Source organism: Mycobacterium sp. E2327 (assembly GCF_001672675.1).
GTDB lineage: Bacteria > Actinomycetota > Actinomycetes > Mycobacteriales > Mycobacteriaceae > Mycobacterium.
Window position 1 is genome coordinate 1 of sequence record NZ_LZKE01000164.1, and the last position, 11,701, is coordinate 11,701.

Annotated in this window: 11 protein-coding genes; 5 read left to right on the forward strand and 6 right to left on the reverse strand. The window is 61.5% G+C overall.

Annotated elements, in window-relative coordinates; translation table 11 throughout:
* On the forward strand, positions 1-939 hold a 939-nt coding region (locus A5712_RS19465), incomplete at its 5' end, for a glycosyltransferase family 2 protein (RefSeq protein WP_197519445.1).
* Here the strand turns inward: A5712_RS19465 and A5712_RS19470 are convergent.
* Positions 926-1,915: a rhamnan synthesis F family protein gene (locus tag A5712_RS19470; protein WP_231982170.1), complete on the reverse strand. Its 990-nt coding sequence runs from the start codon at positions 1,913-1,915 to the stop codon at positions 926-928. The two genes, A5712_RS19465 and A5712_RS19470, sit on opposite strands and share 14 nt — an antisense overlap.
* A 156-nt stretch (positions 1,916-2,071) precedes the next feature.
* Between A5712_RS19470 and A5712_RS19475 the strand changes: the two genes are divergently transcribed.
* Genes A5712_RS19475 through A5712_RS19485 form a run of 3 tightly spaced genes read left to right on the forward strand, consistent with a single transcriptional unit; the run spans position 2,072 to position 4,878 of the window.
* Positions 2,072-2,734 carry an acetyltransferase gene (locus tag A5712_RS19475; RefSeq protein ID WP_068108285.1) on the forward strand — a complete coding sequence of 221 codons (663 nt, stop codon included), beginning with the start codon at positions 2,072-2,074 and terminating at the stop codon, positions 2,732-2,734.
* The gene (locus A5712_RS19480; protein ID WP_068108288.1) at positions 2,724-3,863 is read left to right on the forward strand and encodes a DegT/DnrJ/EryC1/StrS family aminotransferase; all 1,140 of its coding nucleotides are present in this window, start codon (positions 2,724-2,726) and stop codon (positions 3,861-3,863) included. Before A5712_RS19475 ends, A5712_RS19480 begins: the two co-directional genes overlap by 11 nt.
* 25 nt (positions 3,864-3,888) lie before the next feature.
* Complete coding sequence (locus A5712_RS19485; protein WP_068108291.1) at positions 3,889-4,878, forward strand: glycosyltransferase; 990 nt, start codon at positions 3,889-3,891, stop codon at positions 4,876-4,878.
* Here A5712_RS19485 and A5712_RS19490 read toward each other — a convergent pair.
* Complete coding sequence (locus A5712_RS19490; protein ID WP_068108312.1) at positions 4,875-5,549, reverse strand: methyltransferase domain-containing protein; 675 nt, start codon at positions 5,547-5,549, stop codon at positions 4,875-4,877. The genes A5712_RS19485 and A5712_RS19490 overlap by 4 nt on opposite strands.
* Positions 5,550-5,893: 344 nt before the next feature.
* Here A5712_RS19490 and A5712_RS19495 point away from each other — a divergent pair, with 344 nt between their 5' ends.
* The gene (locus A5712_RS19495; protein WP_068108293.1) at positions 5,894-6,742 is read left to right on the forward strand and encodes a bifunctional 2-polyprenyl-6-hydroxyphenol methylase/3-demethylubiquinol 3-O-methyltransferase UbiG; all 849 of its coding nucleotides are present in this window, start codon (positions 5,894-5,896) and stop codon (positions 6,740-6,742) included.
* A 38-nt stretch (positions 6,743-6,780) separates the two neighbouring features.
* On the opposite strand, the gene A5712_RS19500 is transcribed toward A5712_RS19495, so the two are convergent.
* The 4 genes from A5712_RS19500 to A5712_RS19515 all read right to left on the reverse strand — a co-directional run.
* Entirely contained in the window at positions 6,781-7,539 is a 759-nt protein-coding gene (locus A5712_RS19500) for a methyltransferase domain-containing protein (RefSeq protein WP_068108295.1), read from the reverse strand.
* Positions 7,540-7,596: 57 nt separating this feature from the next.
* Entirely contained in the window at positions 7,597-9,144 is a 1,548-nt protein-coding gene (locus A5712_RS19505) for a hypothetical protein (RefSeq protein ID WP_156766653.1), read from the reverse strand.
* Entirely contained in the window at positions 9,141-10,607 is a 1,467-nt protein-coding gene (locus A5712_RS19510; protein ID WP_068108302.1) for a glycosyltransferase, read from the reverse strand. The genes A5712_RS19505 and A5712_RS19510 overlap by 4 nt, the downstream gene beginning before the upstream one ends.
* Positions 10,608-10,633: 26 nt before the next feature.
* The coding region (locus A5712_RS19515) for an NAD(P)-dependent oxidoreductase (protein ID WP_231982171.1) at positions 10,634-11,701 on the reverse strand (1,068 nt) is incomplete at its 5' end.

The window sequence follows — 11,701 nt, forward strand, 5'->3', positions numbered from 1 at the left end:
GTCTCGGTCTGCGTGCCGACGTACAACAACGCGGCCACGATCGAGCGCTGCCTGCGCAGCATCCTGGACCAGGACGGCGTCGACTTCGAGATCATCGTCGTCGACGACGACTCGTCGGACGACGGCGCCGCCGTTGCCGCCGCGATGCTGCGGCCGGGGGACCGGCTGGTCAAGAATGAACCGCGCCTCGGGCTCAGCGGCAACCACAACAAGTGCCTGGAGCTGGCGCGCGGCACGTGCGTTCAGTTCGTGCACGGCGACGACTGGCTGCTGCCCGGCGCCCTGGCTACCCTCGCGGAACGCTTCGAGGACCCCGCCGTCGGGATGGCATTTGCCCCGAGGCGTGTGGTACAGGACGAAAGCCTTCCGTGGCGGCGACGCGTCGGCCCTGCGCACAAGCATTACTTGGGGCTGCGCGAACGCAACAGGGGACGTTGGTTGGTCACACAACAGCTCCTGCGCGGTGGGGCGGGCAATTGGATCGGCGAACCAACATGCGTGATGTTCCGCCGCCAGCTCGCGCTCGACGCGGGAGGCCTTCGCGACGACATCTACCAACTCGTCGACTTGGATTTTTGGTATCGCCTGATGGTCCGGTCGACGGTCTGTTTTCACCCCCAGGAGCTGTCGGTACGGACCCATACGGCCTCCACCGAGTCGATGCGGATCGTCAAAGCAGGGCGCAACTGGCTCGACCAGCTTCGGATTCTCAGTTGGCTGATCGTCGATCCGGCGTCCTCCGCAGCTATACGGGCGATCGCCTGCGTTTGGTGGTCGATAACGTGGCTGGTCCTGCCATTTCGAGTGCTGGTGTTTGGACCCGAACGGTGGCCGCGGTTAAAGATCCTGGCCCGGGCGCCGGTAAGCGAGTTCGCTCGCGCTCGTCGATGGCGCGATGGCCTGGTATCCCGCCGCGGCGGCGCTTCTAGGGCGGTTTGACCCAGGTTGAGGGTCCGCAGCCGAGTCTATCCACGTTCGATTGGATGAGTTCGTACGGATAGGCGGTGTGCTGCTCGATGAAGTCGCGCAGGTGTGCCATCGAGTCGTGCCAGGGCTCGTTGTATCGCGGCAGGCTCGCCTTCAGGAACGGGAACCGGAAATGCTCGATCAGGCCGTCCCAGAAGTAAAGGGTGTGGTTGAACGGTTCTCCTGCGAACTTGCTCGCCCACTGGTGGTCCGGTGAACGCTCATAGGAAGCCCGCAGGGCGGCGACGGACACGAATGGTTTTGTCGTGAAACCGGCTGCACGAGCACGCCGGGAGAGGCCGATTTCGCATTGATCGACGAGGTTGACCTTGTCAACGATGTACCGGAAACCGTTCCAGAAGTCGTTGAGGAAGGGACGGGTTCGCGGATTGAGGTCCCAGGCCAGAAAAAATGATTGAAGGTGGACACCGAACTCGTCGCTTTCGATCGCGCCGTACATGTCGGCACCCTGGAACGACCCCCACAGCTCCTCCAAGGGAAACAGCGGACCGAACACGCTGTCGTTGGCCAGGAGCAAACGATCGAACTGATCCAGCGACCAGCCGCGCTGCCTGAGGATGCACCACGCGAGGTGCCAGGAGCCGAAATCCAATGCAAGCGTGCGCCGGGTGTAGACGCCCGCGCAGAGGGGGCGGATGGGAGCAACGGATTCCGGAGTCAGTTTCGGCGAGCCGGAGACGAAAATGATCGTGGCCCCCAGCCCATGTAGCGCCTTGAGATAATGGACGACGTATGGATCAACGATGCCCTGAGCGTCGAAGTGCGCGAAGAGAACGAGAGTGGGCCGGCCGGGCTCTGGCCGCGGGGGAAGCTCTTGATGGGTTTGGCGAATGAAGCGTAGGCCGTTGCCACCCAAGCGGTACGGCACAGCCGCCAAGTAGCGGCGGGCGCGATCAGACTCCGCACGGAGCCTGCTCAGCAGTTCCAAGGTCACCTCGCAGTATGCAGCGCGCGCTGATCGAAACTGGGCGCCGTTCCTTACGATAGAGCGCCACGATTGAAACGCCGATATGACCCGAAAACGGCCGGAGCGGACCGACCGCCCGACTAGTGTGACGCTCGATATGCAGATGGATGAATTTGAATGAGCCACCATGTCGATCACGCGGCCCGGTCGACGCCCGCCCGCATCGGCTTCCTCGGCGCCGGCGCACAAGCCCGCGAAACGGCGTCCTATCTACCTACCGGCACGGAGGTGTTCTGGGCCGTCTCGCGCGAATACCTCGCGGCCGATGCTCGCGATCAAATCGACATCACGGCCCCCTCGCCGGCCGACCGCAATGCGTGGGTCCTGGCCGCCGTGGGCGCTCCGGCGGTGCGCCGAGACCTAGTTGCGGCGTGGCCGGGGGACCGCTTTTTCACGGTCGTCTCCCCAGCTGCTTACGTCGACCCGTCCTGCACGATCGGTGCGGGCTCCGTCATCGCCCCCGCCGCAGTCCTCACCGTGGACGTGGTAGTCGGTGAGCACTGCCAGGTGAACGTTGGTGCAACACTCAGCCACGAGGTACACCTTTCGTCGTTTGTGACTATTGGTCCGGGTGCACATCTGGCGGGCGGCGTACATCTCGGCGACGGGGTCTTCGTCGGCGTCGGCGCCAGTATCTCTAACGACTTAACGATCGCATCAGGTGTGGTGATTGGGGCGGGTGCGACGGTGCTGGCGGACGTCGCGACGCCCAATGCAGTTGTGGTGGGCGTTCCCGCATCAGTGGTGAAAGTTCGAGAAGGGTGGCTCGATGCCCTCTGATATCCCGTTCATCCGTCCAAGCTTTCCGGGGCCCGCCGAGCTGGCTGAGGACTTCACCGAAATCGTTGAGGCCAACTGGTATACGAATTTCGGCCCGAAGGAGCGGGCGTTCGCCCGCGCATTGACCGAATACCTCGGAGATGAGCTACATGTTGCCACCTTCGCAAACGGCACCTTGGCACTCATCGCCGCACTTCAGGCCAGTGTGGGGCCCGGTACACGGGACCGTCACTTGCTGATGCCGTCGTTCACATTTATCGCCGTGGCCGAGGCCGCTCTGTGGGTCGGCTACCGCCCATGGTTTATCGACATCGATGCCCATACCTGGCAGCCAAGCCTCTCGTCCGCCCGCGCCGTCGTCGAACGCTTCCGCGACCGGATCGCAGGCATACTGCTCACAAACGCCTTCGGCGTCGGCAACCCCCAGATCACTGACTGGGAGGATTTTGCAGCTGAGTGGGACTTACCGCTCGTTCTCGACTCGGCGGCTGGCTTCGGCTCAACGTACGCGGATGGCAAACCGGTCGGCGCACGCGCCGCATGCGAAGTCTTTTCCTTCCACGCGACGAAGCCGTTCGCGATCGGTGAGGGCGGCGCATTGGTCTCGCACAATCCATGGCTGGTCGAGCAGAGCTACCAGTTCGAGAACTTTGGATTTGACGATTCGAGGCAGTGCACTCAACTCGGAATGAACGCGAAGCTACAGGAGATAAATGCCGCCATCGGACTGCGCCAGCTGGCCGGGTTCGATGCTCGCCTTGCAATCCGCCGCAAGGTGTTCGAATGCTATCGCGCTGAACTGACAACCGCGGGTCTTCGGTTCCAACCCAATGCCGAGGCCTCCTCGCTTTGCTTCGGAAGCGCGTGTTGCACGTCCGCCGGCCACCGCGTCGCAGTGCTAACCAGCCTGCGTGAGCACAACATCCAGGCCCGCAACTACTACAACCCATCGTTACACCGACATTCGTACCTGATGGCGCACCCTGAGCTGATGGCATCAGCTGACCTGCACGTCACAGAGGATGTTTGCTCTCGAATCGTGTCGCTGCCCATCCATGACAACATGGAGCCTGACGACATCGCACGGGTCGTTGCGGCCGTTCAGCAGGGGCTCGTTCGAAGTGAATAAAAGTGCATCCGGGACTCCCCCCAAAGTGAGCATCGTTTCAATCAGCTACAACCACGACGCCTACATCCGACAGACTCTCGACGGCTTTGTCGCCCAAAAGACTGATTTTCCAATGGAGGTCATTGTCGCCGATGATGCTTCGACCGATTCCACGCAGGCGATCATCCGAGAGTACGCAAACCTCTACCCGCACTTGTTTCGGCCGATCCTCAGGTCCAAGAACGCCGGCGTCCACTTCAACCTCACCGATGCCCTGTCGGCTGCACGAGGCGAATACCTCGCCGTTTGCGAGGGGGACGACTTCTGGACAGACCCGCTGAAGCTGAGCAAGCAGGTGGCGTTCCTCGACCGGCGCCCTGAGGTGACAGTGTGCTTCCATCCAGTCCGAGTGATTTGTGACGACGGGTCTAAAGACTCGGAACACCCGCCCATCTCCTGGCGACGTGACTTGACCGTGGAGGCTTTGATCACGCGAAACTTCATCCAGACCAACTCGGTCGTATACCGGCGCCTCGCCCGCTACGACGACATCCCGCACGATGTCATGCCGCTGGACTGGTACTTGCATGTACGGCACGCGGCCCAGGGCCGGATCGCAATGCTGCCCGACACAATGGGTGTCTACCGCCGCCATACTCACGGTATGTGGCATACGGCCTATGCGGACCCTCCCAAGTTCTGGCTGGGCCGGGGTCCCGGGGTGGCCGCGATGCTGGAAGCGATGCTCGACTTGTTCCCCGGCGAAACTTCACGCGAGGAGGCGATCGGACAGAGCGCCGATTGGGTTTTTGGCCAGATGGCGAAGGTCCCGGGGCCGGAGGGCCGCGCCGCGCTTCTGGACCTCGTCACGCGACGCCCGCGGCTCGCGATGCTCGCGCTGCAGTACCAGTGGACGCAAACGCCGCAGCGGCGCCTCAAGACACGGCTTTCCAGCGAATTGTCCGGCTGGAAAGCGCATCTCGATGTCTACTCCGGCCGAGCGAGACGCCGGGTCGTAGTGTCCAACCCTCGTTAACCGGTTTGGACATCGGGCTTGTGCACGACATACAGAACCGAACCGCGCGCGATGCCATGCCGCGAGAACGTGTCTTGGCCGAAACTGCGCGCGTCGAGGGCGGAAAGCTCAAACCCGCTCTGACGGATGCGCGAGCTTAGGGTGGAGCGATCGTAGAGCCGCACGTGGTCACCCTGGGCGAAGCGGCGCCACCTCTCCCCTTCGTCCGTTTCCGATGGGTCCTCGTCGAAGCTGCCCTCCGGCGCCACCGGCGTCATCACAATGCCACGCCCGCCGGGCGCCAGTATTCGATACAGCTCGCGCAGGGCGCGGCCGTCGTCGGGGACATGCTCGAGGATGTGCGAGCAGATGAAGAAGTCGAACGATCCGTCGGCGTACGTCGCCATGTCAGTGATGTCAACGACGTCGTCCACGCCGGCCATCATCAAGTCCGCGGTGCGGTACTCGAGGTCGCTACGGCCACGCAAGTACGCGGAAAGCGACGGCACCGGCGCAAACTCAAGCATGCGTCGGGAACCGTTGGGCTGTAGGAAGTTGTCGATATACAGCTTGTACAAGCGGTCCCTGTCGGAAGACCCGCAGACCGGGCAGAGATACCGGCGGTGGTTCAAGGTCTCGAAGTCGTCAAGGGAATAGGGGTGACCGTGGCGGGCCAATACACCGCCCAACATGCGGCTGATGCTCCGGAACCGGACCCTGCTTCCGCATACGTTGCATTGACCCGGTCCGACGTAGTAGACGCGCCGGATGACGCGGCTAGCGCGACGACCCGTGTCCGAGAGCATCATGCGTCTTATTCAACAACAGCATGCGCCGGCGGGGTTCATAACGGCGCGACACGCGACCTTTGACTGGCTGGGCCGGGCCGGACGGGCCGATTCGGTGATTCGCGCACAAAGGAGGAGGGGTTGTCTTAACCTATCAACGCGCGACGGGGGCAGACTCACGATGCAGAACAGCGCTCGGTGCCGACCTCCTCCTCTTGGAGTTCAACCACGTGAAGGATTTACCTGGCATGGCAGTTGGAAAATTCGAGAACACTCTGGAATTCACTGCGCACAACATTCGCCTCGATGATGGCACCTACACCAAGCCTGACTCACCGCGTTCTATGGCGGATCATCCCTGGTTCATCTCGTCCCGCAGAATCCTGGAAACAGTTTTCCCCGGCGACAAAAGTCAATTGCGCCTCGCAGACGTGGGTTGCCTAGAAGGCGGATATTCGGTCGAATTTGCCCGACTGGGATTTCAGGTTCTGGGGATTGAGGTCCGGGAGCTGAACGTAGCCGCGTGCAATTATGTCAAGTCCAAGACCGATCTACCGCATCTCGACTTCGTGCAGGACAACGCTTTGAACATTGCCAACTACGGCCAGTTTGACGCCGTCTTCTGCTGCGGACTGCTTTACCATCTCGACCAGCCCAAGAAATATCTCGAAACCCTATCAGCCGTTACGAAGAAGCTTCTGATATTGCAGACACACTTCTCACTTATCGGTCCGAGGGACACCAAGTTGGGGCTACTGGCGCGGCGTGTAGCGGCAAGATTCGCGAGAAAGCCGTCCCCCGCCATGCATCACCTTTCTTCGCCCAGTGAAAACGAGGGCCTCCCGGGAAGATGGTTTATGGAGTTTTCGACCGACCAATCATTCGGCAAGCGAGACACAGCAAAGTGGTCATCCTGGGATAATCGGCGGTCCTTCTGGATTCAGCGCGAGTACCTGCTCCAGACACTGCGAGACGTCGGGTTCAACCTTGTGATGGAAGAATATGCCAACTTGGAACCAAGCATCGCCGAGAGCTTGCTTGGAGGCTCCTACGAATCAAATCTCCGAGGGACATTCATCGCCGTCAAGGCGGATTGACTGCTCCTCTCGGAACGACCGCGCGCCTGGTTCTAGCTTCAAGATTTCTTTAGGCCCAGGGCAAAGAAGTCCGTTCGTGTGATCGTTGTGTCCAGGATCTCGAACCCGACGTGATGCAGGACTTTTTCGATCAGCGGGACGTCAAACACGTGGTGATGAAGCGTACGGTTTTCAAAATTTTTCAGACTTCGCTGCCGAAAATGTTCTAAGTCACCGGCGGGAGGGTCCATCGGCAAGTCGTGCAGGGCGAGGATTTCATCCAGGTGCGTAAGGTCATCCTCTCCGACGTCACCGTTGAAATCGTCCAGCAAGTGCTCGAACCTGGTGAACGGTCGGCGATGGTCGAAGTTGCTCTCCTTATTGGGCAAAACGAGTATGAGGGCGCCGCCAGGCTGGATCACCCTTTTCCACTCGATCAGAGCCTTGAGCGGGTTGGCGACATGCTCCAGACAGTTCGACGATAATAAAAACTCGTATCGTGAAGACCCGATCTCGGCCAAGTCGGTCGCCTCAGCAATGAACTGACGCCCTCGCCTGCGCGGATAATATTTATAATCATTCCCAGCTTCGATGCTGCCCTCCCAGACCGTGTCCGTCGCAAAGTTGACACCATCCAGGCCTCCTGCGAATTGGTAGAGAGGCAGTACGGTTTTGAAGAGCAGACTCGGGCCGCCGATCTCTATCCCATATTTGCGGTCGACAAATGATTGATACTTCTGACGTAGGGGCAATCGTTGGCCCGCATACTTCAAAGTAAAAAATAGGTCGACCGCCGGTTTCACCGCCGAATCCAGCATTCCGCTCCCTCCACGTTGTCCAAAAGCTTCAGCGGATATGAGTCGTCATCGCGACAATCACCGCTTCGCACCGGAGATGCTCAATCGTGCTCCGAGGGCGTATAACAAACCTACGCCCAGCGCCAGCAGCGCAGGAGCGATTAGCAGTATGAAGTGAACCGCGGCCGCCGTGGCACTCGCAAACGCTCCCTTGAGCAACATGCGGCTGCGGGCGGCGGCGTTGTCGTGGTCGGGGGGCCGGACTTCGTGCGGCAGGATGGCCCGCACTCCGGGATCAGCCAAGATCGCAGCGAGTCGCTGAGAATTGGGATAGGAGAGGTCGAACATGTGGCCGCCGCCGCCCTTTGCCTTGAGGGCCGCGACGTTGCCTTTGGCGAAGTACGTCTGGATGTTGACCACCTGCTGGCGCGCCGACTCGCCCCAACCAATGGCCCCAACGGCAGATACGTACCCCAGCACCGACACGGCGGATACGACGACGAATACCCAGGTAACAGCACTCGGTCCCGCGTACCGGCTGAACCTCGAGCCGCGCGCTCTCTCGAAGAGCGCCAACGTGGCCATCAAACCCACCGGATAGACAAGCAATATGACGTCCATATACCGCACCGCTACCGTGGCCCCACGCCCGTAGGCCAGCAGCAGAAGTTGGAGGACGAGCCACACCGAAATTCCGACTGCTGCCCACGCGCGGTCGGACATGGCCGGTCGCCGGGCTAGCGTGCTCCGACAAAACCAGACCATCGGGACCAACCCGACGATCGCTTGGCCGCCGACGAGGAGCAATCCCTGGATAAGCATCAACGGAGTGCTCATCTGCTTGGCACTCGCCGCCGACCACACGATCAGCGCCAAAACGATTGCTGCGATGAGGCCGACGCCAGCAAACTCTAGACCGCACCGCCTCCTGGTTCCGCGAGCTATCTGCAAACCGATAAGCACCCCAGCACCCAGAACGGCGGCTACACCGGTCGCAAAAGAGAAGTAACTGAGGACTGCGGCGGCCAAGCCGCCAAACCAGCGGGCCGAGAACGGGCGCGCGAACGCGAACGCAACCAGAGCCGCGATGCCGAACAGCAATGACAGGTACACCTGCGTTTGGAAACCCGACAGCTCGTTCTCGTAGCCGATCGGCAGTGCGAAGAGGAATGCGACGAAAGATGCCAGGATGATCTGGCGTTGTTGCGCGACCAGGGGCAAAAGCAGCGCCACGAGCCACGTGATCGCGGCCGTATGTACGATCGCGCCGAAAATCATCTCGAGCCGTGTGTTCCACTCGCCGGCGAGCTCGAGATGTGCCAGCGCCAGCACACGGAAAACAAGGATGCGGTGTTCGTTGTGGGGGGCAAGGAGATCGGCGAAAGAAAGCGAGCCCCTCAGATACGGGGAGTACAGGCCAGCCGCCTCGCCGTCCCACTGATCCACCAAAGGCGCTGCGGAACCAAGGGCCGCAATGGTTATGAGCTTAGCGCCGAGAACAGCACAGGCGACTGCTGCCAGGAGGACGATCGTGCTTTTCCGCCCTGGTGGCGCATCTCGTGACGCGTCGTCCGGAATGCCTACGTTCGTCGAACGATGGCGCCGGTCGACGAGGGACACTTTCATGAGGGAGTCTTTCCGCGCCGCCGGAGCAGTCGAACCGCTGCGAGGGATGCCATCCCTCCGCCGGTCCACTGCAAGAGCGGGCGCCGCATCGCCAGCCCATACCAATGCAAATAAGCCGGCAGCCAGCCGACCAAATCGAACTTGCTGTCGCCTGCGGTCCGGTCGTCCCAGCTGCTGGGGACTTCATCAATCCGGTAGCCGAGCAGGTGCGCCTTCGTCGTGAGTTCGAGGCCCACCTCGAAACCCCGCCCGCTCTCCACAGGGACATTGTCGAGAAAACGGCGACTGTAGGCGCGGAAGTTCGTTGTGGCATCGTGTGTCGGTACGCGGCCGACGTAGTGCAAGCTGAGGCCGGCGGTCCGCGACATCAGCGTCTTCAGCCGCGGCCCGCCGCGCTGCGTACCGCCGGCCATATACCGTGACCCGCTGACCACGTCGGCGCCCTCGTCGCGAATCTTGGCCGCCATCAACGGAATCACGGACGGCGGATCCGACAGGTCGGCCATGCTGGTGACGACCACGTCGCCGCGAGCGGCCGCGAAGCCGGCGATCAACGCATTCGCTACACCCTTTCCGAGCGAGTTCCGTACCAGCCGCACGCTTTCGGGCCTGTCAGGCATGGCGGCCAGCGCCGGCAGAGTGGTGTCCTCATCGAAGTCGTAGCAGACGAGCAGTTCGTGCGGGGTGTCGGCCAGCGCCTCGGTAAGCCTCCTGACACACACTTGGATGTTCTCGCCCTCGTTATAGACAGGGATGACCACACTCACCAGCCGGTCGCCGACCTCGGACGGGGGTGCCGTCTTGCGGGCGCGAATTACGAACTGCTTTCCCAAGATTCGCCACGCCGGCCGGGAATGCAGATACAGGCGCACCAAGATCGGCGCTTGCGGCAACGGCGAGGACGACGTATACGGCAGGAACCTGTCGTAGCTATCCATGACCTCGAAGTCGCAGGACAATAGCAACTCGGTCAGCGAACGATCGCTGATCGGCACAATGTGATCCCAGAAGTCCCAATAGTCGCCGGGGACGAAGCGGATGTTCGGTCCCATTGCGATCAGATGGCCGCCCGGCTTGAGCACCCGGCGGGTCGCAGCGATGGTCCGCTCGACTTGTTCCTTGCTTCGCATGTGTTCCAGCAGGTTGCTGGTGAAGACTACGTCTACCGAAGCATCCTCGAGGAAGTCGAGGTCGTCGGCTCGGCCCTGGTGGAACTCGACCCCGGGCTCCAGCATTCCCGCGCTGTCTGGGTTCACGTCGACGCCAATCCGGCGCGCGGCGTGCACGTGATTCAGGAACTCGCCGTAGCCGCAGCCAAGGTCGAGCACCGTATCGCTGCGCCGGATCCACGCCTGGAAAAAGTCTTGGACCAATACCGCCCAAATGGCCGATCGCGACTCCAGGGCATGACCGAAGCGATTGCGGTAGAGCTGTTGAACGTCGGGTCTACCCGCGATGCGCATGGCGTTCTGGTGACAAACAGTGCACGTCAGATGGTCCCGCCCTCGACGGCGCTGACGACCCAGGGGATGACCTCGTCGAGCATCGAATCGAGCGGGGTGGCGGCCTCGAAGCCGAGAACCTCGGATGCCTTGTGAACGTCCGGTGAGCGCAACTGGACGTCATGCTCGAACGGCGGATCGCTCTCGTACCGGAACTGGGTGTCGGGGCGCATCTTCTTCCAGATCGCTTCCGCCAGCTCCAAAACCGTGGTGGCTTCCGGCGTCGAAAGGTTGAAGTCCCCGTTGAGCGCGGCCGGGTGCTCCATGCAGGTGCGGATGCCGCGCGCCAGGTCGCCGCCGTAAGTGTAGTGCCGCACCTGGGAGCCGTCGCCGAGGATGTGCAAGGGTTCCTGGCCCTTCGCCACCTTCTGGATGAGGTCCGGCACCACGTGACTCATCGCGAGTTTGACATTGCCGCTTGGAATTTCGCGGCCTCCTAGCGCCCGCTGTTCGCCGGTTCCCACGCAGTTAAATGGGCGGATGATCGTGTACGGCAGACCATACTGCTCGTAGGCCCCGTGTGCGAAATACTCGCAGGCCAATTTTTGAAAGCCGTAAGTGCTTGTCGGCGGCGGGCATTCGGTGATGTGTTTCTCCGGTGTCGGGTAAACAGTGGCGTTTTCGAACACCATCGACGAACTGATCACGTTGATCTTCTTCAGCCAACCCTTCCGATACGCGTAGATGGCGGTGTCGAAATGCGCGGCGGCGATGCGTTCGTTCTCGGCCAGCAGGTCGTAGGCGTACTCGTGGAAATAGGTGATGCCGCCGATCCGGGCTGCGCTGGCCACCATCTGGTCGCAGCCCTCGACGAGTTGGAACATCAGATCCAGGTCTTTGACGTCACCCTCGACGAAGTGGTAGCGCGGGTGATCGTCGTAGCTCTTCTTGACCTTGCCGTACTTCGAGTAGTTGTCGATGCCGACGACCTCGTGGCCGGCGCGCAGCAGCTCGTCGACCACGTATCCGTTGATGAATCCCGCGCTACCGGTTACGAGAACTTTCACTTTGCCGGTGTCCCAGTGCCGAGCGTCGCCAGCGGGGTCCCGTTCGTC

Bases quoted from the DNA above. Each gene is read 5' to 3' on its own strand.
- A5712_RS19490 (WP_068108312.1), bottom strand. From the start codon at position 5,549: ATGTTGGGCGGTGTATTGGCCCGCCACGGTCACCCCTATTCCCTTGAC.
- A5712_RS19510 (WP_068108302.1), bottom strand. From the start codon at position 10,607: ATGCGCATCGCGGGTAGACCCGACGTTCAACAGCTCTACCGCAATCGC.
- A5712_RS19505 (WP_156766653.1), bottom strand. From the start codon at position 9,144: ATGAAAGTGTCCCTCGTCGACCGGCGCCATCGTTCGACGAACGTAGGC.
- A5712_RS19480 (WP_068108288.1), top strand. From the start codon at position 2,724: ATGCCCTCTGATATCCCGTTCATCCGTCCAAGCTTTCCGGGGCCCGCC.
- A5712_RS19495 (WP_068108293.1), top strand. From the start codon at position 5,894: ATGGCAGTTGGAAAATTCGAGAACACTCTGGAATTCACTGCGCACAAC.
- A5712_RS19475 (WP_068108285.1), top strand. From the start codon at position 2,072: ATGAGCCACCATGTCGATCACGCGGCCCGGTCGACGCCCGCCCGCATC.
- A5712_RS19500 (WP_068108295.1), bottom strand. From the start codon at position 7,539: ATGCTGGATTCGGCGGTGAAACCGGCGGTCGACCTATTTTTTACTTTG.